We start from the raw sequence: 22,771 nt of genomic DNA on the forward strand, positions 1-22,771 counted from the left end.
GTAGAGCACATTCTTTTTTTTCTTTTGTTCTTTTGAATAGTATTCAGAAGATCAAATTATTTGAAACAAAAGTTATGCTTACCAACAAAGTACGGACGTACTCAGTCCACCGCCCAGCCCCGGAAACGGCTGTTATTATTCTGAATCGTGGCCACAATGCCGGAAAACCTGTGCGTGAACCTTGCCCGAACTGCTTCATCATCTACTGCGGCAACCAGGAAGAACTCGAAACCGTTTACTGGACCTTTTATGCCCTCTGGAAAAACGGATTCTTTCATCCTTATCTCTGCGGCAGCGTCATCGAAATGCTCCGGCTATTCGAGCTGAAGAAGCTGCTGCAGAACTTCATCCAGCCTGGCATCGAAAAAGCCATCCGCAACCCCGAAATGGTCCACAAAATCAAATCCATCCACGACCTGGAACAGAAGCAAGTAGAACAGTCCAGGTTGCTCATCCAGCTCCGAGCTGCACTCATTCAGAAATACTACTACAGCATCTGAAAACAGAAAATTCCCTCCGGGGAATTTTTTCTGTCTAATTTGATACCCTTTTCATAACTTTGAGAAACACCACAATAAAAAACTATTACAAATGAAACTTGATAAGCTTAATTTACTTTTTGATAATTACTTAATTCAAAATAATAAAAGCTTTATATCATTAAGACAAGCTAATCATTTGATCAAGAACAGCAATGACAAAGATTTATTAAATATTGATTTAAAAAAATTGTTGGAAAGCGGGATTCTTTCAAATTCAATTCAAACCGAAACTACTCCAAAACAGTGGCGAATTTTCCTCTCAAAAAATGTAGATGCTGCGAAAACCTTTAATGATGCTCAGGAATTGCGTCCAGTTAAAAATAAAATGCAGAAACCTTCAGGTTTTCATGTTAAAGAAAAATCTACTGCACTCACCTCTGCTGGCAAGGAATATTACGAGTATGATAAAATCGCCATCATAGCTTTGATAGTTGTTGCAACCTTGATCGGACTGTATTATTTACTACCTGAAAGTGATACTGATTCACAGGATTTTAAAGTAGAAAAATACGCCTCTAATACCGAGACAGTTACCGATAAAACTATTAATACTGATTCGGAAATAACTGCAGAAGAAGTACTGCTGATCCTCTATGAAACAAAGTTTTTATATGAAGAACTTATGTCATTCAAGAATAATGAAGATTTTTATTACTATGGTTTTGATGTAAATTATAAATATAACTCCTGGTTGAAACGTGCAGACGAACTGTCTGATCTAAGGCAGGCAAAATATATTCTTTTGAATTATGGTTTTTCATTGGGTGATTTGCAAATGCTGGGATTGGAATATGTAAAAACCAAAGGTCGAGAAAGCAGATATAGTAATTGGTCAAGAAACAGAATAGAAAACGCCTTGACTCAAATAAAATAGTCTGGCACTTCATTAATCTATATTTCCCACCTAAGAGCGCCCTAAGTCATACTTATTTCACCCCTTTTAACAAACGAGCGAAAACGGACGCAGAAAAAATCTAAGCCATAAAAAAAGCCTGTCATGACAACAGGCCGGTTAACCAATAAAATTCTACTTAGGGGACTTAAGTGCTATTTCACAGCTTCTTCAGCTGGATCTTCCAGGGCTTTTCCGGGAATTTTTCCGGATTTTTCGCCGTACTCTTCTGAGCTGACTGCCGTCTGGCTCACCGCGCTGATGATTGTGCCGCCTAAAAGCAAATATCCTCCGATGGTAATAACTGCTGCAGGAAGAACCACCGGCGCAGCCACCAGGGCACCACCGACCGCCGACAGACCCAGTCCGATATTCCGTGCAATTCGAAACCACTTTGGTGTGGGTGCAGCCATTCGGCTGACTAAATTCAGATTTCTATTTTTCATGATCCTGATTTTTTGTTTGGTTAATTTCTAATTTGTTCATCCGTTGTTCCAGATATTCGACTTTCTTAGTGAGGATATCATAAGAAGTTCTGAATTCTGTTTTGATAATTAGAGCCATGGTCTTGACTTCCGACATATCTCTTTCCATACTCTTGAAATCGGTGTGCAGCTGCTTAATAAAGTAGGCCACAATCCCCAACAGAACACTGCTGATAAAACCGAAGAGAACACTTAGTGTTAATTCATTAGCCATAATTTTCCGGTTTTAAAATTGAAAATTGTTCTGAATCTCAATCTGATTATCCTTGCTTTTGGCTGCCGCCAAAAGTTTGGGGTAAACCTGCCGGTACGCATCCCGGCTCTGCAGAACCTGATAATCTCCGTCCTTCATGATGTAACTTAACCCGACGAGCGGACAACCGGCTGTGTGTTGGATCGTGTTTCCTGTATGGATATACACCAGGTCGAAAGTCGGCAGATCATCAATTTCAATCATGCCCTGATGCATTTGTCCGTACTTCTGGGAATACGTTCTGTTCATTCCACCGGTGGTGTTGATTTTAAGCTGAAATTTCCCTTCGGGAATCGCAGTCCTGCCTTTGATCTTAACCTGGCGAATCTTATCTTCCAGGAGGAAGCATTGAAAAATGCCGTCAATATAAAGATGGGAAAGGGTGCTTTCTTTTCCCTGGGCTACTCTTATTATTTTAGTTTTCATATTTTGCTGAATTTGGATTTTTGAAATGAGTGATAAAAAAAAGGCTTCCATTTTCTGGAAGCCCTTTCATGATCACATCCTAAAACACTTCCTCAATTTTGAGACAGTTACCGGTCGCGAAGGGGTAATAAACTCCGTTTACTTCCTGGAAAAACTCGATTCCGATACACTGAAGTACAGAAACGGTATTGTCCAGAGTTGGTAAACCTGGCAAATCTGCCGTAATGGTATCACCGGAATAACTTTCATTAAGCGGGATAAAAGGTGATCTGGCAACTACACTCAGCTCATTGTTCACCGCGTCGTCCGGTTCATAAGTTCCGGTTATCGGGTTATACGAAAAGTCTGCGATAACTGCCAAAGCATGGAGCAAACGGAAGTGCGAAGCACCTGCAGGAGCAGCGATCAATTCGATTGGTATGAACTCTTCTACAATGAAATCTGCAGTATTTCTTGCAGGATCATGATTCACCTGATATGGAGCATTGAAAACACCGTTGATCGATTGGTTCTTGTTGAACTCAAACCCATTCAGATAATTTCTCTGAGTGGAAATCTCTACCTTTCGGTAACCTCTGGCTTCCGTTCCGTCCTCCAGGTTGATCTTTTTCATGATTGAAGTTAATCTGCCTGTTACTTGAGTATCAGTAAATTTCCCCATCAGCTGGGAAAGAGCGGTTCGCACTGCTTTCCCGGCGATGGCACACCCACCGAACTCGTTCATGTTTTCGCGGGTACGCTCAAACTCCGGAGCAGTTTTAACCTGTTCTGCGGTGGGTCCGCCCACCATGCCGGCAAAAAATCCTTTTTGCCCTTTGATTTTGAAATGTCTAACGTCGCCTATGGTTCCGACGTATTTCATGAGACCTTTTTGTCTTGCCATGATATTAAATTTTGTAATTGATAATTTGAAGAAAAACACTGTTGTCTAGACAGTTATAAATTTCTTGAATTATCTTTACAAAACCAATAGTTAAAATACAGTAAATCAACGTATTACAATGAAATTAACCCAAAATACACTACCATGAACGTCAGCAAAACAGTAAATCCGTCAGCAAAGTATTTCCAGATTCCGGGGATAATTACCGAAACCCACTGGATTGTGGAAAGAGTTCTGGATGGAGATACCATTATCGCAAAAGAAGAATTCGGTCAGGAAAGCAAAGAAATCCGACTTTACGGCCTCGATGCACCGGAAGTGCACATGAGCCGGAAAATGCGCGAGGATGAAGCGAAAAGCCACCTGCCAGCAGCTTTACTGCTGGAGCTCGGACTGCAGAGTTTAGATTACGTGCTCCAGGTGTGTCCACCTGGAACCCGAATCACACTCCTGACTGAAGCGAAACATCAGCTGGACTTCTGGCTGCGCCAGTTGGCCTATGTCATTCTGCCTTCCGGCAAATGCCTGAACGAGCTTCTAATGGAAAATGGCTGGGCAAAAGCCAGCCATTCTTATTATTGTTCGATGCTTACTGAATATCAATCTTTAAATTTCGAGGCAAAACAACACGAGCAGGGAATCTACCTGTTTACTGAAAATTTTTAAAATGTTGTACCTATGTTGTACCCATGATACTAAGTACGTAAAAAAACCCCGTAGTTAAAGGCGTGATTCCAAGTACTTCTGCCATTCCCAGGTGGTGCGCAAAGCTTCCTCTAAACTTGTATCAGCTTTCCAGCCAAGTTCTTTTTCCGCTTTATCGGCGTTGGCATAAGCAATGGTAATGTCTCCTGCCCTTCTTTCACAGATCTGGTAAGGAACTTCAACCTGATTTGCGTTTTCAAAGGCCTGCACCACTTCAAGTACCGATGATCCTTTACCGGTTCCCAGATTGTAAATATCAATTACGGTATCGTCGTTTGAAGCGATAAGTTTCTGCAAGGCTTTCACATGGGCTTTCGCTAAATCTACCACATAAATATAATCTCGGATGGCGGTGCCGTCTGCGGTGGGATAATCATTGCCCCAGATATTCAGTTTTTCCCGGATTCCGGAGGCGGTTTGGGTAACATAAGGCACCAGATTATTCGGCACCCCAATCGGCAGTTCACCCAGCAGTGCGGTAGGATGCGCTCCGATCGGATTGAAATACCTTAAAAGCGACACTTTTCTGTGATAAGCCGTAGCGAAATCCTTCAGAACCTCTTCACCCATCTGTTTGGTCTTGCCGTAAGAGGATTCCGGAGTTTTCAGCGGCGTATTTTCATCAATCGGCTGCTGGTCTGCCTGTCCGTACACTGTACAAGAAGAGCTGAAGATAAAGTTCGAAATATTTCTGGCCTTGAATTCCTGCAGAATATTGATCAACGAGAACAGATTGTTTTCGTAATAATCAAGCGGTTTTTCCTGGCTTTCGCCCACTGCTTTGTACGCAGCAAAGTTAATGCAGCCATCGATTTCATAAGCATCAAAAACCTGGGTAAGCAGTTCTTTTCTTTTCAGATCAAAGGGAAAAAACACCGGTCTTTTGCCGGCTACTTTCTCGATATTGTCTAAGATAAACTTTTCTGAGTTCGATAGGTCATCAACAATGATGACCTGAAAATTATTTTTTAAAAGTTCTACAACAGTGTGTGAACCGATATAACCTAGTCCGCCGGTAACGAGTATTGTCATTGAATTTGATTAAAGTGGGTATTAAGATTCAGCACTCATAAATTCCAGAACTGCGTCGGTAATATATTTAAGCTGTTCTTCATCAAGTTCCGTATGCATCGGAAGCGATATTACTTCATTTAAAAGTCTGTCAGTATTTGCAAAATCTTTGTCATCACTATCCTGGAAATAAGCTTTCTGTTTTCTTAAAGCCACCGGATAATAAATCATAGCCGGGATTTCTTTTTCGGCTAAAAACTGCTGAAGTTCGTTTCGTTTACCGTTCAGGATTCTTAAGGTGTACTGGTGAAAAACATGGGTTGAATTTTCCGCTCTTTTCGGGGTTAAAATATTCGGGTTTCCGGCGAAAGCTTCATCGTAATAATCTGCAGCTTTTCTTCTGGCTTCGTTATACGTGTCCAAAAGCGGAAGTTTTTTTCTTAAAACGGTCGCCTGAATACTGTCTAAGCGCGAATTCACTCCCACCTCATCATGGTAATATCTTTCGTACATGCCGTGGTTTACAATCCCGCGGATTTTGTGCGCCAGTTCATCATCATTGGTGAAAATTGCACCACCATCACCATAACAACCGAGATTTTTTGAAGGGAAAAATGAAGTCGTTCCGAGGATTCCCATGGTTCCGGATTTCTTTACCGTTCCGTCTGAAAAAGTAAAATCTGCGCCAATGGCCTGTGCGTTATCTTCAATTACAGCAAGGTTGTGCTGTTTCGCTACCTTTAAAATTTCTTCCATGTTCGCACACTGCCCGAAAAGATGCACAGGAATTATGGCCTTGGTTTTCGGCGTGATGGCTGCTTTCAGTTTTTCCACATCCATCGTGAAGGTTTCGTAATCTACATCAACCAAAACAGATTTCAGTTTCAATAAATGAATTACTTCTACAGTAGCTGCAAAGGTAAAATCGGCGGTAATCACTTCGTCGCCTTCCTGTAAATCCAGCGCCATAAGCGCGATCTGCAGCGCGTCGGTCCCGTTTGCACACGGAATTACGTGTTTTACATCCAAATAAGTTTCAAGCTCAGTTTGAAAAGATTTTACTTCGGGCCCATTGATGAATGCGGCAGAATCCAACACATTAAGCACCGCATTATCTACATCAGATTTTATCTTGTAATACTGACTTTGAAGGTCAACCATTTGAATTTTTTTCATATATACTATATTTTTTTCCTGTTTCAACGTTCTGATTTAGCAACTGTTAAAAATTCAGATTTAAGGCAGTTGCGAAAAGAATATTACCAACAGAATATTTGCTCAAATTTAAGAAAATTAAATTTTGGACCGAAGGAAAAGTCAATATGTTTTCAGTAAAGATTTCGTTAAAAAACATCATTCATTAAGAAAACCTTAAAAAATTACGTCAATTAAAATTTAAATCAACAATAAAGAAGAAATTTTCATCATTTTTATTAATTTTGTCTGAATTTAATAAGCTAGAAAATGATTAAAAAAATACTATCGGTTCTTGTTCTTATCGTTTTTACTTTTGCCAGCGGGCAGACCGAACTGGTTTTTGTTTTCTTTAAAGACAAACCGAACAAAGCGGCGTTTTACGCAAATCCGCTGAGCGAGCTCTCACAGAAATCCCTGGACAGAAGAGCAAGATACGGCATCGCACTGAATGATCAGGATGCACCATTAGAACAGTCTTATGTTCAATACATCAGGAATCTAGGCTTTACGGTAACCGATTACTCGAAATGGATGAACGGCGTAGCAGTAAATGCAACTAGCGCACAGATTACCACACTGCAGGCACAGCCCTATGTTCAGTCGGTGGAACGTTTCATTAAACATCCTACAGACGGTGGCAAAACCGATATTAAAAAGGTGAATAAGTTTGAAATATTCAATAATACGATCGGTAAAACAGATTTTAATTACGGCGCCGGGCTTGCCCAGATTAACCAAATTAATCTAAGGCCGCTTCATGTGGCGGGATACACCGGAACCGGAGTAACCATCGCGGTAATTGACACCGGATTTCCGACCGTAAATACAGGAACCGCCTACGCAAGAATCCGAAACAATGGGCAAATAAAAGGCGGCTACAATTTCATCAGCAAAAACAACGATATCTACAGCACTTCTTTGAACAATCATGGCTCTTACTGTCTTGGTGTAATTGCAGGATACGTTCAGAACCAGTATGTAGGTTCAGCGCCCGATGCAGATTTCTACCTTTATGCCACCGAAGATGCGTATAATGAAATTCCCGAGGAAATGATTTACTGGACAGAAGCCGCCGAAGAAGCCGACAGAAAAGGGGTAGATGTTATTTCGACATCACTGGGATATTATGATTTTGACGATAGCCGGTATAATCTCCTGTATTCAGATATGAACGGTACCACTTCCTTTATTGCAAGAGCCGCGCAGATTGCTTCAGAAAAAGGAATTTTTGTTTTGGCGGCGGCAGGAAATGAAGCTCAGAAACCCTGGAAATATATCATTACTCCCGCAGACAATGAAAAAGTTTTCACCATAGGAGGAGTAACGTCAACAGGTGCAAGTTCGTCTTTTTCGTCGCACGGGCCCAATGCTGCAGGCGTGATAAAACCTGATGCCAGCGCCCGGGGAACCGGCACTGCGATGGGATATAATAACGGAGCGACTTCGGGAAGCGGAACTTCCTTTGCAACTCCGCTTGCCGCGGGTGGTGTTGCATGTCTGATTCAGGCAGTTCCTTCCAAATCTTTGCCTGTTTTAAAGGATTTGCTTCGTGAAAATGCGTCGCTTTATCCCAACACTACTCCACAGATGGGTTACGGCATCCTGAATTTTAACGAAACCCTTGCTGATGCAGTGCTGGCCACTGCAGAAAACAATCTGAAATCTAAAATTAAAATCTATCCGAATCCTGTGATTACTGATTTTAGCATTGAGACTTCGGAAAAAATACTTTCGGTGGAAATGTATGATGTTTTAGGAAGAAAAGTTCAGCAACTGCAGAATACCAAAACCAACAATATTGCAAAATTTGGGAAAGGTATTTACTTTGTTAAAATAAAAACCGAAAAGAACGAGTACATCGAAAAACTCATCAAACAGTAAATAAAAAAGACCTTCACACGATGGTCTTTTATTATTGAGTTACGCTGAATTTCGGCTTGCATTAATATTCCCAAACAGCGAGCGCATTACGAGTTTTTCGTAAGCTTCCCGGTTGCCCTCATCCTTCTGGATTTTCATCAGCGCATATTGCTGGATACTGAGCAGCGGCAACACAATTTTCTCGCGGATTTTCACCGATTTTCTCGAAAGTGGCTCCTCTTCCATCAGCATTCTAAATCCCGTCAGCTCAAGCATCATGGACTTCGAAAGTTCAAATTCATCAAAAAGAATATTCCAGAAACTGCCGAACTTTCTGTTATTTTTCATGTAATACGTAAGCGGAAAATAAGACTTATTCATGCTCATCATGGAATTCAGCACTAAAGTTTTAAAGAAATCTGATCCTTTGTAAAGCGATTTCACCTCTGCGAATCTTCCCTGATTTTTGAGTTCATTCAGCGCAAAACCGAATCCGAAAAACCCGGGAACATTCTGTTTCAGCTGACTCCACGAACCTACAAACGGAATGGCGCGCAAATCCTCAAACTTCAGCTCGTTGCTACCGCCTCTTTTGCTTGGCCGGCTTCCGATATTGGTACGTCCGTAATATTCCAGCGTGCTCATTTCCTGCAGATACGGCACAAACATGGGGTGCGCCTTTAAATCCGAATATTTTTTAAAACTGATATCCGCCAGTTCCTCGATGAGCTGCCTTTCTTTTACCGTTAAATCTTTTTTAGAATTTTTAAAGACATCATTTTCAATTCCGGCAGTTAAAAGCTGTTCGAAGTTGTATTTTGCCTGGTCTTTGTTCCCGAAAACACTCGTTATCGTTTGTCCCTGAATGGTAAGTTCAATTTTATTATTGGCAATTGTTTTTCCTTGGGAAGCATAAAAATCGTGGGTTTTTCCGCCACCACGTGCCGGCGGGCCACCGCGTCCGTCGAAGAAAATGACTTTAATATTATTCTCATCTGAAATTCTGGTGAGCTGTTCTTTGGTTTCATAAATTTCCCAGTTGGCCTTCAGATATCCGCCGTCTTTTGTTCCGTCGGAAAAACCGAGCATAATCGTCTGTGCATTCCCTCGTCTTTCCAGATGTTTTCTGTACGCCGGAAGTTCGTAAAGTTCCTTCATCACCTTTTCGCCCGCATCCAGACCTTCCATGGTTTCAAAAAGCGGAACAATATCGATATTGATTTCCTCCTCGCTGTACCCGCAAAGCCTGAACATTCCAAACACATTCAGCACATCTTTCACCTCATCAGAATTTGAAATAATGTACCGGTTTAAACCTCTTTCTCCGTTTTTTTCCTGAATACTTCTGATATTGCAAATATTCTGAAGTGTGTCTTTTGTAATTCCGCTGAAATCATCGGGATTTAAAACAGTTTCCGTTTCCAGCAGCCATTTCAGTTTATCTTCTGTGGTGATATTTTTCAGATCAAGACCGGACTTTTCACCGATGATTTCGTCGATCACCTGCTGATGGATCCTGCTGTCCTGGCGCACATCCAGCGTTGCGAAGTGGGTGCCGAATATCTGTACACGGTCTTTGTAATCCTCCAGCAGATTATGGAAAAGTCCGTTATGCTGTTCTGTAAGAATTTTTTCAGCTTCACTGATTCTGCTCAAAATATGCCTGGTTGTAATGTTTTGGTTCTTGAAAATCGCATCATAAAGTTCATGGCTCAATTGTTCCAACACCTCGGAAACTCCTCTGAAGCTTAATCTTCTTCTTAAATTTTTCAGGTGTTCGTAATAGGATTTAAGGATTGAGAAATGCAGTTCCTGTGCGACTTTCTGGGTGATCTTCGCAGTAACGAAAGGATTTCCGTCGCGGTCGCCGCCGGGCCAGAAGCCTAACTGGAAAATATCGTGAGGCAGCTTGAAATCTTGAGTTCCAAAGGAATTTTTAATCTTTCTGTACAATTCACCAAGAGAATCATAATACACGTACCGCAGGTAAAAAATAATACTCATCGCTTCGTCGAGCGGCGTGGGTTTTTCGCGGTTCAGGAATGGTGTTTTACCAAGCTGCTGCAAAAGCATATCGATTTCCGTCACCGAATCTTTCATAATGGCTGACCGCAGATCATGCAGAATCCGCTGTACGGAATTGGGATAAAACTGGGTTGGATGCGCCGTAAACACAACCCGTACCGCAAAATCCCTCATTTTATCGCGGGTAGCCGTTACAAGATGTTCCTGCAATGCCCGCTCGTGAAGCTGATGAAGTGTTCCCGTTTCGCTCGGAGGATGGAGTTCGCAGAAAGCCGCATCTTCAATACTGTCGAAAAGCACTACCTGTCTTTCGATATACTGAATGATTTTGAAGAGAAGTTCAGTCTTCTGCTCTTCGGTTTCGAGTTCGGTGTGTTTGGCAAAAAACTCTTCTACAATTTCTTCAGGACTTTTCCCCTTTTCATAACCAATTTTGCTTTCTTCATAAAGAAAAGGCAGCAACATGCCTATATTGGTCATTTTGTCGTACGGCAAACTCATGAAAAGTGAGTTATAAATCTGAAACTTGTTTTCGACGAGCTGTCGGAATTTTTCGGTTTTTTCTTCGTTTTGCATAAACAAATTTAGTTCTTTTTGAAATTTATTTGCCTTAAGATTCATTAAATTAAACAAATCACAACGGAAAAACCGTATCTTCATGTTATGAAATTTACAGCTGTTTTATTACTTTTTGTATTCTCGTTTATCACAGCGCAGAAGGGATTTGAAATTTCAGACCACAAGAAAACAGTTATTCCCTTCCAGCTCATCAACAATTTAATTTTTGTTCCGCTCAACATCAATGGTGCTGACCTTACCTTTCTGCTCGATTCCGGGGTTAACGAAACCATTCTTTTCAGTTTAGAAAACAAGGATGTAAACTTTAATGACATTGAAAAAATAAAATTTTCGGGCCTTGGCGAAAGTAAGGACATCGAAGGTTTACGATCCGACAACAATATTGTGAATATCGGCAAGAATTATAAAGATTTCAAGCACACCGTTTTTATAATTCTGGATGAAAGCATTAATTTTTCTTCGCATGTTGGGATTCCGGTCAATGGGATTATCGGTTATCATTTTTTTAAAAATCATCCGGTTGAAATTGATTACATCCGCAAAAAAATTACAGTTTACAGCGATGATGAAACCTTCAGAAAAAGAAATAAAAAATTCACACCATTTCCCATTACCATTGAAGGTAACAAACCCTACCTCATCGCCGGCGTAGAAATGACAAGTCAGAAAGTTGATTCTAAACTTCTTGTAGATTTGGGAAACAGCGACGCGATCTGGCTTTTCCCGAAACTGATTAAAGATTTTGTGTACAACCGCCCGAATATTGATGATTACTTGGGACAGGGTTTTAACGGCGACATTTTTGGGAAACGAAGCCGGATTCACCGTTTGTATATCGGCGATTTCGTTTTCGAAAAACCTTTAACCGCAATGCCAGACGAATATTCTATTCAGAATTTAAAGTTGGTTCCTGATCGGAAAGGTTCTATCGGGAGCGATGTTTTGCGGAGGTTTACTGTACTTTTCAATTATCCAGAGAAAAGGATTTATTTCAGAAAAAATGCCAACTTCAAAGATCCGTTTCTCTTTAATAAAAGCGGCCTTGATATTCAGCACGACGGCATGACCTGGGAAAGTAAGTTGGTAAAGGTGGAAACACAAAAAAGTTACAGTAGTAGCGATGGAATAAACGTTTATGATGCGAAAGAAGGCTTCCAGTACAGTTTCGTACTCAAACCGAAATATTCCGTCGCCGGTTGCAGGCCCGATTCCCCATGTTTTGTGGCAGGCCTGAGAAAAAACGACAAAATCATCAGCATCAACAGAAAAAATGCTGGAAGTTTCACATTGCAGCGCATTAATAATTTGCTGAGAAATGAAGACGGCACCAAGGTAAATTTTGAAGTGGAAAGAAACAGCCAGATCCTGAATTTTCAAATCATATTAAAAGATCCAATTCCGTATCAAGATGAAAATTGAAGAAACCGCCATCGACCATATCCGGGCAAGACCGAGATTTAAAATTTTTACTGAAATAAGCAGAGAAAATTACACCACATTTCTTAAACATTTTCTGGCTTCCAGATCCGATGAATTTTCCGGAAATATCAATCCGGAAACTGCCGTGATTACCGTAAAAACCGGCCAAGACGATTATTGGAAACCCTGCCTGGCGCTGCGTACAGAAACCGAAGAAAATAAAACAGTGATCCGCGGTGTTTTCGGGCCAAGTTCTGCAGTGTGGACTTTCTTTATGTTTCTTTATTTTATTTTTGCGATTTTGTGGATGGTTTTTATCACGATTTGGTTTGTGGAAAAACAGATTAAAAGCAACGATTTTCCTTGGGCGCTGCCCGTTTCCTTTATCATGCTTTTCTTGCTCCTGGGAACATACCTGGCTACAAGACTCGGCCAGCAGAAAGCCAAAACCGAAATGCAGAAACTCAGAAAATTTGCCGAAGAATCAATTACGGAATTCGAAAAGTAACGGGCTATTCTTCCACTGACGAACGGGCTTCCACTTCTTCCCTGTTTTTCTGTTCTCTGAGAATTTTGGCGAGATGGGGTTCTATTATTTCCTGCATTTCTTCGAGAGAAATGTCATTTGACGCTGGATCATTGATGAGATTTTTCCACGGTTTTTTGCCGCCCCATTGATAATCACCAAAAACGATTACCGGCGTTCCGTTTGCTTTCAGCGTTGCACCGCCTTTGTTCAGAATCCACGTGTCCACCCAATTGTAGAGGTATTTTGCATCATTCATCAGCAGCCTGAGACAGGAATGCGATGCCGGGAAACCGGGCAGGTCATACTGGTGCCACCCAATCCCAAGCGTGTTGTGCACATTTACATTAAACGGGAGTTTCCAGTCACTGTCAACAGTAGAAATCGCCAGTTCTTTTTTCCAGTTTGCAAACATAAGCCCACGTTTGGTTTGCGCAGATTTCTTTCCCATACTGGTGGGTCCCCATTTAATCAGCTTACCGCTTTCATACAATGCATAAGCCTGAATGGGATAAGAAAAAAACACCATTTTCTTCACCTCTTTCAGGGTTTCGATATTTTTCGGAAATGGCGAATAAGCCATTAAAGTATGGTCGAATATATCAGGAACTGCAAGCGTATCGGCACGCCATTTATTTTTGGAGTCCAGCCGGTTTAAGGCCAGAATCGTATAGCGTTCCTCCTCTGAAAACTCTTTATTGAAAGCCGCCATGGCGGAATCTTTCTTTTTTGTGGGAAAAATGAAAGCGCTATAGGTAATTTGAGGTTTAATTTCTTCAACCTTCTTTACGGTGTCATTTTTAATGGTTTCGGAAGAAGGATTCTTCACATTCCCTGAAATGTGATTGTCTTTTTTACACTGTACAAGAACTGCAAGAATAATTATTGCAAAAAATAAATTTAAAAATCTGAAGTGCTTCATAAGGTCTGCAGGCATAATTTATCGGTTTCAGGTAAACTTTGCAAGAACAGTACCAAGAACAAAGGATTTCTTGAAATATCATAGAACACTTAAGGCAAAGAAGAGCGATCTGTTTTTATCTTTTGTACATCTCCAGATACCGCTCCGCAGACTTCTCCCAGGAAAAATCATAATTCATGTTCGATTGTACAAGGCTCTGCATCAGTTCTTTATTGTGATAAATATGAAGCGCACGATGAATAGCATGTACCGCATCTTTGGCCGTAGCCGCACCGAAATTAATTCCGCTGCCGCCACTTGAAACATCTTCTACGGTATCGCGTAGACCACCGGTATAACGCACGATCGGCACAGTTCCGTAACGCATTGCATACATTTGGTTCAACCCACAGGGCTCTACACGCGAAGGCATCAGCAAGAAATCAGATGAAGCATAAATTTTATGAGAGAGATATTCTTTATACCCCAAATCAAGCGCAAAATTTGAGTAGGATTGGGTAAGTTCGTTTAAGTGATATTCGATATTTTTGTCACCGGAACCTAGAATAATGATATTCAGTGCGCCATAGGTCTCCTGTATGCTTCTCCAGACGATATCCGGCAGCAAATCTGCACCTTTTTCTCCGGCAAATCTTCCGATAAAACCAAACAGAGGCAGATCCGGATCCAGATTATATTCTTTACAGAGGGCAATTTTATTCTTCTGTTTACCGATCACCACATTTTCTTCTGAAAAATTAAAATCTAAAAACGAATCAGTGGCGGGACTCCACACCTCCACATCAATTCCGTTGATGATTCCATAAGCTTTTGCATGTTCCTGACGCACGAGCCCTTCAAGACCTCGGAAACTTTCGAAAAGTTCGTGCAGGTAACCTTCGGAGACCGCATTGAAGGCGTGGCAGCACTTAATCATCGCCGCCAAAGGATTGATGAACCCATTCCAGTCGAGCAGTCCCCACTCTTCGCCATAAAACCACGGAAAATAACCCGACATTTCCCAGTTCATCTGTCCCTGGTATTCGCCATTGTGAATCGTGCCGATCGTTTTTACGCCTTTCAGAAACCGGAATTCGGGACAGTTTTCAATCATGAATGGAACGAGACCGGTATGGTAATCGTGGCAATGTAGAATATCGGGGCGAATTTTCATTGCGGTAAGCCAGTGAAGAACGCCGTGCTGGAAAGCAAGAAATTGCTGGCTCTCGTCCCAGTATCCGTAAGGATTATCACGGTCCAGAAGTCCGGGGATCTTCACCAGATAAAGATCAAATCCCAAAACTTTCGATTTTTCCTTCATCACCTGTACCTGAAAAGTGTGGTGGCTCTGATGAATCCAGCCATCGAAAACAATTTCAAACTCGTGTTCGTGAACAAAAATTTTGTTATACCATGGCATCACTACGCTGGCTTCAATTCCCTGAATTCTGTTGAGATATTTAGGCAATGCACCCACCACGTCTCCCAGACCGCCAACTTTTGCAACCGGGTAACATTCCATGGAAAGATTAAAGATTTTCATATAAGATTTTCAGACGAAAGTTGTAAGTGCAGATTTAGAATTTAAATAGTTCTTTATCTACTTTTTAGAGGCAGATTTTGCTTTTTTTAGATTCTGAACAGATTTTTTCTGCTTTAAAACCACTCCGGCAAGCGGTGGCAATGTCAGCACGATGGCATTGGGGCGATACATCCACTCGTCGTCTTCTTCATCTACAACTTCAGCTTTTACGCCGCTACCACCATATTTCTCATCATCAGAATTCAGAATTACCTCCCAGTTCGTCCCTTCATTCACGCCTATTTTATAATCGAAAACTCTGGGAGTAAGATTCAAAACCGTCATGGTAACATCATCCTCTTTCTTCCCTTTTCTCAGATAAATAAAGATTGAATTATCACCATCATTGGCTTCAACCCATTCGAAACCTTCGGGTTTAAACTGGTTTTGGTACAGTGAAGTTTCGGTGGTATAAATGGCATTCAGATCTTTTACATAATTCTGCATGCCTTGGTGAACAGGATATTGCAGTAAATGCCAGTCGAGACTTTGGGTATAATTCCATTCCGCGGTTTGGGCAAATTCATTACCCATAAAGAGAAGTTTGGCTCCCGGATGGGTGTACATATAAGTGTACAACGCCCGCAGATTCGCAAATTTCTGCCATTCGTCTCCAGGCATTTTGTAAATCAAACTCGATTTACCGTGTACGACCTCATCGTGGGAAAGCGGCATCATATAATTTTCATTATACATGTACATCGATGCGAAAGTAAGCTTGTTATGCTGGTATTTTCTGTTGATTGGGTCTTCCTTGAAGTATTTTAAGGTATCATGCATCCAGCCCATCATCCATTTCATTCCGAAACCGATTCCGCCATCATGCACGGGTTTTGTAAGCATCGGAAAATCTGAACTTTCTTCCGCAATGGTCATGATATCGGGAAACTCTTTGTAAACTGCAGTGTTGAATTCCTGCAAAAACTGCTTCGCTTCGAGATTTACGTTTCCGCCTTCTGCATTCGGCTCCCATTCGCCTTCGTTTCTGGCATAATCCAGAAAAAGCATCGAAGTTACTGCATCTACGCGAAGCCCGTCGGCATGATACCTGTCGAGCCAGAACATCGCGTTGGAAATAAGGAAAGATTTCACTTCAGGTCTGCCGTAATTAAAGATATGCGATTTCCATTCGGGATGGAACCCTTTTCTGGGATCTTCATGCTCGTAGAGATAAGTCCCGTCAAAAAAATGCAGTCCGTTAGCATCGCCCGGGAAATGTGACGGAACCCAGTCGAGGATAACGCCAATTCCGTTTTTGTGAAGTTCGTCAATTAAAAACATGAGATCCTGTGGTGAACCAAAACGTGAAGTGGCCGCGAAAAAACCGGTCACCTGATAGCCCCAGCTGGGATCATACGGATATTCCATCACTGGCATAAATTCCACATGAGTGAAATTCATTTCCTTTAAATAAGGCACCAGCCGTTCTGCAATTTCACGGTAACTGAAAAACCTGTTGGGGTCATCAACACCACGCATCCATGAGCCTAAATGCATTTCGTAAACCGAAAGTGGTGCTTCAAGATTATTCTTTTTCCAGCGGTTTGCCATCCATTTTTTGTCATTCCATTCGTACCATGTTGTTGAAATGATGGAACTGGCCTGAACATTCTGCTCCCAGCTCAGTGCAAACGGGTCACCTTTTTCCAGAAGAACTCCCTTGTTTGAACGGATGGCGTACTTATAGAGATTTCCCCAGTTGAGGCCGGGAATAAAGCCTTCCCAAATACCGGATTCATCCCATCTTGGTAACAGTTTGTGTGTTTCTGAATGCCAATTATTAAAGTTTCCTATTACAGAAACTTCTTTCGCAAACGGTGCCCAGACTGCAAAATAAACGCCGCGTTTTCCGTTAACTTCTACACTGTGGGAGCCGAATTTATCGTAAAGTCTGTAATGCTTGCCTTCTCGAAAAAGATAAATGTCGTGATCTGTAAACAACGAATGAGGAATAACTTTTTCCATGGTTTCAGGGATTTCAGTTTTTGAATGGTAAGTATGAAACAACTTTACTTTAATCCATCAAATATATCCAAATTTACGGTAAAAAGCTTAGAAAAATCTGTTAAAACTGATTTAAACACTAAGTATTTTCACTAAAAATACATGAAAATATCAACTGAACCTTATTACCATCACTCAATATAGAAATCCCAGAACATTGTAACGACACGGTATTAAAGTGAAATTTACGCTTCGTTCACTTTCGGTACTTTCACGGCAAGTTCGTACACATTGCCACGCATCAGGAATTTAATTCTTTCTCTGGTAGTAACCGTGTTCACTTCGCCGTCTTTCAGCACAATAATCCGGTCTCCTGTTGCGATATTCTGATCTGAAAGCCAGTCTTCCGGAGCTACATCATTTTCGAGTTTTTTCATTTCTTCCAGAATTTCCTCCGCCATTTCCTGGAAACCTTCCTCGTAGGAATACAGTACTTTATATTCCGGATCCAAACCTACTTTAAAGGTTTTCTTTTCAGCAATAAGGTTGGCTTCCGAATTCGGCATCGGATTATCTGAACCATCGGTAAAACCTACTTCAATAAGTTCGCCGTTGTGTTCCGCAGCATAATCCAGAATATCCTGATACGTTTCGAAATTGGTTACAACGGTATATTCATCATATTCGTAGCGCTGTAGTCTTTCATTCTTGTCCATAATTATTTAATTTTTAATGTTAGTGATCTTTTTTATCAGTAATTTCTTCCTTTACCTCGTGCCACTCGTTGTCTTTAAGATTGGCTTCTATTCTTTCGACTTTAAGACTTTGCCTTAGATAGGCGAAAAGACTCATATATACATTGGCGATAAACACGACTGCAAAAAATGAAATCAGATAGCCCCGCCAGTCATCAAAAAGAAGCTTGTAGCTTGTGATAATTATAAAAAATGCGGTTACATAGTGACTGAAACAATATTCGCAAGTAAAGAGATAGAAAAATTTTCGCTGATAGAGCTTTTTGCATTCCTTCGATTTCCTGACACAGTACTCTCTGGGCTCTCTGAAAATCTCTTCATGCGTTACCGTCCACGCAATACATGCTACCGGAACGGCGAGAATTAAAAGCCATAAAAGCTGTTCGTAAAGAAAGTTCATGCTGAAATTTTCTTCTAAACTTCAAAAGTAATGCCACACAAATTATGGTGCTGAATTTGTATATTTGAGCTGAAATATCCCAAATTTATGTCGAAAGAATGCTGTACTACAGGCGAACAAACAAAACCAGTCTCTCCAGTTCCACAAAATAATCTTCAACATGATCATGAAGGTCACGATCATTCACATGATCACTCAGACCAAACGGTTTTTCAACTTTTTCTGCCTGCAGGAATTTCTTTCATCCTCCTTGCCGCAGGACTCCTACTTGATTATTGGTTGAAACCCGATTGCTTTACAGATTGGATTCGGCTGGCACTTTATCTGCTGGCTTATATTCCTGTAGGATTTCCCGTGATTAAAGAAGCTTTCTCGAGCATTAAAAACGGTGATTTTTTCTCTGAATTCCTGCTTATGACTATTGCCACAGGGGGTGCTTTTGCCATTGGCGAATATCCCGAAGGCGTGGCCGTGATGCTTTTTTATTCTGTAGGTGAGGTTTTTCAGACGCTGGCAGTGCAAAAAGCCAAACTCAACATTAAGACTTTACTTGATCAGCGTCCGGACGAAGTAACCATACTGAAGAACAATATTCCTAAAACCATTAAAGCAAAAGATGCATCCATAGGAGAAATCATACAACTGAAACCGGGTGAAAAACTGGCCCTGGATGGTGAACTGCTCTCTGAAACAGCTTCATTCAACACCTCTGCATTAACAGGCGAAAGCAAACCCGACACAAAAAAAACAGGAGACAGCGTGTTGGCGGGAATGATCAACCTCAACACTTTATCTTTGGTAAAAATCAATACCGCTTACGAAGATTCCAAACTTTCGCGGATTCTCGAATTGGTACAAAATGCCAGTTCACAGAAGGCAAAAAGCGAACTTTTCATCCGTAAGTTTGCGAAAATTTATACCCCTATCGTGGTGGCCCTTGCTATTGTAATTACTTTCCTGCCCTACTTTTTTGTCGAAGAATACGAGTTCCGAAACTGGCTTTACCGCGCACTTGTTTTTCTGGTAATTTCATGCCCTTGTGCTTTGGTAATCTCTATTCCGCTGGGTTATTTTGGTGGAATTGGTGCCGCAAGCCGCAACGGTATTCTCGTTAAAGGCAGCAACTTTCTTGATATTCTTGCCAGCGTAAAAAATGTGGTGATGGATAAAACCGGAACCATGACTGAAGGTGTTTTTAAAGTTCAGCAGGTTAACATTGAAAAAGGATTCAACAAAGAAGAAATTCTAGTTTTGCTCAATATCCTCGAAAGTAAATCGACTCACGCGATTGCCGCTGCGGTTCATCAATATGCAGGCGAAATCAGCCATGATATTGTGATCAAAGATTTTGAAGAAATCGCAGGTCACGGATTGAAAGGTACGATCGATGGCAAAGAAGTGCTCGCAGGAAACTTCAAACTGATGGAAAAATTTGATATTCCACATTCTGTGAACCATATAGAAGTTTCAGACACCTTGATTGCTGTCGCAGTGGACGGACAATTTGCAGGTTATATCACCATATCAGATCAAATTAAAGAAGATTCATCTTCTGCAGTTACCACACTCCAAAAAATGGGTATTAAAGTGACCATGCTGAGTGGCGACAAACAGGTGGTGGTAAAGGAAGTCGCTGATAAAATCGGTATAACCAACGCGTTTGGAGATTTACTGCCCGAAGACAAGGTGAATAAAGTAAAAGAAATTAAAGCCCAAAACGAGACGGTCGCTTTTATTGGCGACGGTGTAAATGATGCGCCGGTTGTGGCACTCAGCGATGTAGGCATTGCCATGGGCGGCTTGGGCAGCGATGCCACGATTGAAACTGCCGATGTGGTAATTCAGGACGACAGGCCTTCAAAAATTCCGATGGCAATAAAGATCAGTAGGGAAACCCGAAAAATTGTTTGGCAGAACGTTATTCTGGCGTTTGGGGTAAAAGCGGTTGTCCTGATTCTAGGTGCCGGCGGACTCGCAACAATGTGGGAAGCGGTTTTTGCCGATGTTGGCGTGGCACTTTTAGCTATCCTAAATGCCGTGCGTATTCAGAATATGGATTTCATTAAAAAGTAGGCATAAACATTCACTACTTTTGGGGAACTTCAACCTCTGGACTTCATTTTTCCAGATTCGCAAAAATTCCTTATTTTTAGGCGAAATTTTGAATACTGATTTCAATTCTCAGATATAATAATAGATTTATGATAAACAAGAAAAATATATTGCTTGCGGCAGTGATATTTCCTGCAGTAATGGCCTTTGGCCAGCAATATGGCGGAATGTGGATTCCTACAGAACTCAATGAAAAAGAAATGAAAGCGATGGGTATGAAAATTTCTGCCAAGCAGATTTTCGACCCGGCAAAACCTTCCATTAAAGATGCAGTAGTGCAGTTCGATGGTGGATGTACCGCTGAAATTATTTCACCAAAAGGACTTCTTTTAACCAACCACCATTGCGGTTACGATAACATTCAGTCACACTCTACGGTAGAAAACGACCTTCTTGCGAACGGTTTCTGGGCAAAAAACATGGGCGAAGAACTTCCGAATCCCGGAGTAACGGTTGATTTTGTTCTCGACATTAAAGATGTTACCGGACAAATTCTGGGGAACACTAAAAATCTTGATGCCAAACAGGCCGAGCAGGTGATTAAAAACAATATTGATGTGGTTTCGAAATCCTTTAAAACAGAGCCTCACCAAAAAGTAATCATCCGCCCAATGTATTATGGCAACAAATATTACGCTTACATCATTGAAACCTTTAAAGACATCCGTATGGTTGGCGCACCGCCGAGCTCTATCGGTAAATTCGGTTCAGATACCGATAACTGGGTGTTTCCAAGACATACGGGAGACTTTATGATGTTCAGAATTTATGCCGACAAAAACAACAAACCTGCAGAATACAGCAAAGACAATGTTCCGTACAAGCCAAAACATTTCCTTCCGGTTTCTATAAAAGATAAAAGAGAAGGCGACTTTACTTTTGTATTTGGGTTCCCGGGCAGAACTACTGAATATTTACCGTCGATTGCGGTAGAAAAAATCCGTACAGAAATCGATCCTGCGATGATTGATGTACGTGATGTTGCTTTGAAGACACTCGACGAGAAAATGCGTGCAGACCAGGCGACCAAAATTAAGTATGCCTCGAAATATGCCAGTGTTGCCAACTACTGGAAAAAATGGAAAGGCGAAGTTGAAGGCCTTACCAAATCTGATGCAGTAGGTAAAAAACAGCGTTACGAGCAATCCCTAATCGCTAAAAATCCAGAAGTGAAAACTACCCTGGATGAATTCAACCGTCTTTATACCGAGCAATCGCCTTATGCCCTGAGCAGAGCTTATTATAGTGAAGTTATCCGAAACGCAGAAACTCTTTCCCTGGCTAATAATTTTTACAATTTTGCCAATGCTGCAGAAAGTGGAAAAATGGATGCAAAAACTTTGGAAAACTTCAAAAACAGACTGAAAGAAATCTACAAGAATTATGATCCTGAACTGGATGCAAAAGTAACTGCAAAAGTACTTGCACTGTATGCAAACCGTGTTCAGCCACAGTTTCTGCCTTCCGGTTTCGAGCAGTATAAAGACGTGAACCGAAATCTTCAGACCATCGAAGAACTTTCAAAAAATTCTGTGATTACAGGACGTGGAACTCTGAACGGCGCAACAATGTATTCCGGAATTGACAAAGTTTTCGAAGATCAGAATTCATTGGTACAAAACCTAAAGAATGATCCATTGATGAAACTGTTCACCTCCATGAGAGAATCGTACCTCACCAAAACTGATGGCAAATACACAGAGTATCAGAAACAGATTGATGTGCTTCAGAAAAAATACATGGCACAGCAAATGGAAACCGACAAAAACCGCACGTTTTATCCAGACGCAAACTCTACCCTTCGGGTAACTTACGGTGAAGTGAAAGGTTCTAACCCGAAAGATGCGCTGTATTACGGTTACCAGACCCATTTATCAGGAGTTATGGAAAAATATGTTCCGGGAGATTACGAATTTGATGTTCCTAAAAAACTCATCGATCTTTATAACAAAAAAGATTACGGAATCTATAAAAACAGCACCGGTGATGTGCCTGTAAACTTCACAGCAACAAATCACACGACTGGCGGTAACTCCGGAAGTCCTGCGCTGGATGCGAACGGAAACCTAATCGGTTTAAACTTCGACAGACAATGGGAAGGAACGATGAGTGACATTAACTTCGACCCGCGTTTCAGCAGAAATATTATGGTAGACACCAAATACATCCTCTTTATCGTCGATAAATACGCCGATGCAAAATGGCTGCTGAATGAAATGAAAATCGTGAAGTAAGACATGTAAAATCGTTAATTTTCGATTGGATTTTAAAATC

Annotated in this window: 20 protein-coding genes; 8 read left to right on the forward strand and 12 right to left on the reverse strand. The window is 41.2% G+C overall.

Annotated elements, in window-relative coordinates; translation table 11 throughout:
• Both CDW55_RS00005 and CDW55_RS00010 read left to right on the forward strand, forming a co-directional pair.
• On the forward strand, positions 1–500 hold a 500-nt coding region (locus CDW55_RS00005; RefSeq protein WP_088467709.1), incomplete at its 5' end, for a DUF6943 family protein.
• 91 nt (positions 501–591) lie between these two features.
• Positions 592–1,416 (forward strand): hypothetical protein, encoded by an 825-nt coding sequence (locus tag CDW55_RS00010; RefSeq protein ID WP_088467710.1) that lies wholly within the window; start codon positions 592–594, stop codon positions 1,414–1,416.
• A gap of 173 nt (positions 1,417–1,589) precedes the next feature.
• Here CDW55_RS00010 and CDW55_RS00015 read toward each other — a convergent pair whose 3' ends face one another.
• The 4 genes from CDW55_RS00015 to CDW55_RS00030 form a co-directional block, all read right to left on the reverse strand.
• Positions 1,590–1,880: a hypothetical protein gene (locus CDW55_RS00015; protein WP_179285878.1), complete on the reverse strand. Its 291-nt coding sequence runs from the start codon at positions 1,878–1,880 to the stop codon at positions 1,590–1,592.
• Positions 1,870–2,133, reverse strand: coding sequence for a hypothetical protein (locus CDW55_RS00020; protein WP_088467711.1), 264 nt, complete (start codon positions 2,131–2,133; stop codon positions 1,870–1,872). The genes CDW55_RS00015 and CDW55_RS00020 overlap by 11 nt, the downstream gene beginning before the upstream one ends.
• A gap of 12 nt (positions 2,134–2,145) precedes the next feature.
• Positions 2,146–2,598, reverse strand: coding sequence for a DUF5675 family protein (locus CDW55_RS00025; protein WP_088468634.1), 453 nt, complete (start codon positions 2,596–2,598; stop codon positions 2,146–2,148).
• A gap of 79 nt (positions 2,599–2,677) precedes the next feature.
• Complete coding sequence (locus tag CDW55_RS00030; RefSeq protein WP_088467712.1) at positions 2,678–3,481, reverse strand: hypothetical protein; 804 nt, start codon at positions 3,479–3,481, stop codon at positions 2,678–2,680.
• Between the two features lie 144 nt (positions 3,482–3,625).
• Here CDW55_RS00030 and CDW55_RS00035 point away from each other — a divergent pair, with 144 nt between their 5' ends.
• Positions 3,626–4,147, forward strand: coding sequence for a thermonuclease family protein (locus CDW55_RS00035; protein ID WP_088467713.1), 522 nt, complete (start codon positions 3,626–3,628; stop codon positions 4,145–4,147).
• 54 nt (positions 4,148–4,201) lie between these two features.
• On the opposite strand, the gene galE is transcribed toward CDW55_RS00035, so the two are convergent.
• Positions 4,202–5,218, reverse strand: coding sequence for a UDP-glucose 4-epimerase GalE (gene galE / locus CDW55_RS00040; protein ID WP_088467714.1), 1,017 nt, complete (start codon positions 5,216–5,218; stop codon positions 4,202–4,204).
• Positions 5,219–5,239: 21 nt separating this feature from the next.
• Entirely contained in the window at positions 5,240–6,373 is a 1,134-nt protein-coding gene (locus tag CDW55_RS00045; RefSeq protein WP_088468635.1) for a DegT/DnrJ/EryC1/StrS family aminotransferase, read from the reverse strand.
• Between the two features lie 288 nt (positions 6,374–6,661).
• On the opposite strand from CDW55_RS00045, the gene CDW55_RS00050 reads away from it, so the two are divergent.
• On the forward strand, positions 6,662–8,275 hold the full coding sequence (locus CDW55_RS00050) for a S8 family peptidase (RefSeq protein ID WP_228399581.1): 1,614 nt from the start codon (positions 6,662–6,664) through the stop codon (positions 8,273–8,275).
• 39 nt (positions 8,276–8,314) lie between these two features.
• Here the strand turns inward: CDW55_RS00050 and CDW55_RS00055 are convergent, their stop codons facing one another.
• Entirely contained in the window at positions 8,315–10,855 is a 2,541-nt protein-coding gene (locus CDW55_RS00055; protein ID WP_088468637.1) for a phosphoenolpyruvate carboxylase, read from the reverse strand.
• A gap of 87 nt (positions 10,856–10,942) precedes the next feature.
• Between CDW55_RS00055 and CDW55_RS00060 the strand changes: the two genes are divergently transcribed.
• Both CDW55_RS00060 and CDW55_RS00065 read left to right on the forward strand, forming a co-directional pair.
• A complete protein-coding gene (locus tag CDW55_RS00060; RefSeq protein WP_088467715.1) occupies positions 10,943–12,277 on the forward strand; it encodes a PDZ domain-containing protein in 1,335 nt (444 codons plus the stop codon).
• Entirely contained in the window at positions 12,267–12,785 is a 519-nt protein-coding gene (locus CDW55_RS00065; protein ID WP_088467716.1) for a hypothetical protein, read from the forward strand. Before CDW55_RS00060 ends, CDW55_RS00065 begins: the two co-directional genes overlap by 11 nt.
• Positions 12,786–12,789: 4 nt before the next feature.
• On the opposite strand, the gene CDW55_RS00070 is transcribed toward CDW55_RS00065, so the two are convergent.
• The 5 genes from CDW55_RS00070 to CDW55_RS00090 form a co-directional block, all read right to left on the reverse strand.
• On the reverse strand, positions 12,790–13,740 hold the full coding sequence (locus tag CDW55_RS00070) for a L,D-transpeptidase (protein ID WP_228399582.1): 951 nt from the start codon (positions 13,738–13,740) through the stop codon (positions 12,790–12,792).
• Between the two features lie 100 nt (positions 13,741–13,840).
• On the reverse strand, positions 13,841–15,247 hold the full coding sequence (locus tag CDW55_RS00075) for a glycogen synthase (RefSeq protein WP_088467717.1): 1,407 nt from the start codon (positions 15,245–15,247) through the stop codon (positions 13,841–13,843).
• A gap of 57 nt (positions 15,248–15,304) precedes the next feature.
• Positions 15,305–17,251, reverse strand: a complete 1,947-nt coding sequence (gene glgB / locus CDW55_RS00080) for a 1,4-alpha-glucan branching protein GlgB (RefSeq protein WP_088468639.1) — start codon at positions 17,249–17,251, stop codon at positions 15,305–15,307.
• 224 nt (positions 17,252–17,475) lie between these two features.
• Positions 17,476–17,946 (reverse strand): hypothetical protein, encoded by a 471-nt coding sequence (locus CDW55_RS00085; RefSeq protein WP_088467718.1) that lies wholly within the window; start codon positions 17,944–17,946, stop codon positions 17,476–17,478.
• A 19-nt stretch (positions 17,947–17,965) separates the two neighbouring features.
• Entirely contained in the window at positions 17,966–18,385 is a 420-nt protein-coding gene (locus tag CDW55_RS00090) for a hypothetical protein (protein ID WP_088467719.1), read from the reverse strand.
• A gap of 87 nt (positions 18,386–18,472) precedes the next feature.
• Between CDW55_RS00090 and CDW55_RS00095 the strand changes: the two genes are divergently transcribed.
• Positions 18,473–20,458, forward strand: a complete 1,986-nt coding sequence (locus CDW55_RS00095; RefSeq protein WP_088467720.1) for a heavy metal translocating P-type ATPase — start codon at positions 18,473–18,475, stop codon at positions 20,456–20,458.
• A 131-nt stretch (positions 20,459–20,589) separates the two neighbouring features.
• A complete protein-coding gene (locus CDW55_RS00100; protein WP_088468640.1) occupies positions 20,590–22,731 on the forward strand; it encodes a S46 family peptidase in 2,142 nt (713 codons plus the stop codon).
• The last annotated feature ends 40 nt before the right edge of the window (positions 22,732–22,771 follow it).

Origin of the sequence: Chryseobacterium sp. VAUSW3 (assembly GCF_002205795.1) — a bacterium.
Taxonomy (GTDB): Bacteria; Bacteroidota; Bacteroidia; order Flavobacteriales; family Weeksellaceae; genus Kaistella; species Kaistella yananensis.

Excerpts from the sequence above, each read along its gene's own strand:
- CDW55_RS00025 (WP_088468634.1), bottom strand. The coding sequence starts at position 2,598 with ATGAAAACTAAAATAATAAGAGTAGCCCAGGGAAAAGAAAGCACCCTT.
- CDW55_RS00090 (WP_088467719.1), bottom strand. The coding sequence starts at position 18,385 with ATGAACTTTCTTTACGAACAGCTTTTATGGCTTTTAATTCTCGCCGTT.
- CDW55_RS00065 (WP_088467716.1), top strand. The coding sequence starts at position 12,267 with ATGAAAATTGAAGAAACCGCCATCGACCATATCCGGGCAAGACCGAGA.
- CDW55_RS00030 (WP_088467712.1), bottom strand. The coding sequence starts at position 3,481 with ATGGCAAGACAAAAAGGTCTCATGAAATACGTCGGAACCATAGGCGAC.
- glgB (WP_088468639.1), bottom strand. The coding sequence starts at position 17,251 with ATGGAAAAAGTTATTCCTCATTCGTTGTTTACAGATCACGACATTTAT.
- CDW55_RS00015 (WP_179285878.1), bottom strand. The coding sequence starts at position 1,880 with ATGAAAAATAGAAATCTGAATTTAGTCAGCCGAATGGCTGCACCCACA.
- CDW55_RS00050 (WP_228399581.1), top strand. The coding sequence starts at position 6,662 with ATGATTAAAAAAATACTATCGGTTCTTGTTCTTATCGTTTTTACTTTT.
- CDW55_RS00060 (WP_088467715.1), top strand. The coding sequence starts at position 10,943 with ATGAAATTTACAGCTGTTTTATTACTTTTTGTATTCTCGTTTATCACA.
- CDW55_RS00075 (WP_088467717.1), bottom strand. The coding sequence starts at position 15,247 with ATGAAAATCTTTAATCTTTCCATGGAATGTTACCCGGTTGCAAAAGTT.
- galE (WP_088467714.1), bottom strand. The coding sequence starts at position 5,218 with ATGACAATACTCGTTACCGGCGGACTAGGTTATATCGGTTCACACACT.
- CDW55_RS00010 (WP_088467710.1), top strand. The coding sequence starts at position 592 with ATGAAACTTGATAAGCTTAATTTACTTTTTGATAATTACTTAATTCAA.
- CDW55_RS00045 (WP_088468635.1), bottom strand. The coding sequence starts at position 6,373 with ATGAAAAAAATTCAAATGGTTGACCTTCAAAGTCAGTATTACAAGATA.
- CDW55_RS00095 (WP_088467720.1), top strand. The coding sequence starts at position 18,473 with ATGTCGAAAGAATGCTGTACTACAGGCGAACAAACAAAACCAGTCTCT.
- CDW55_RS00070 (WP_228399582.1), bottom strand. The coding sequence starts at position 13,740 with ATGCCTGCAGACCTTATGAAGCACTTCAGATTTTTAAATTTATTTTTT.
- CDW55_RS00055 (WP_088468637.1), bottom strand. The coding sequence starts at position 10,855 with ATGCAAAACGAAGAAAAAACCGAAAAATTCCGACAGCTCGTCGAAAAC.
- CDW55_RS00020 (WP_088467711.1), bottom strand. The coding sequence starts at position 2,133 with ATGGCTAATGAATTAACACTAAGTGTTCTCTTCGGTTTTATCAGCAGT.
- CDW55_RS00035 (WP_088467713.1), top strand. The coding sequence starts at position 3,626 with ATGAACGTCAGCAAAACAGTAAATCCGTCAGCAAAGTATTTCCAGATT.
- CDW55_RS00085 (WP_088467718.1), bottom strand. The coding sequence starts at position 17,946 with ATGGACAAGAATGAAAGACTACAGCGCTACGAATATGATGAATATACC.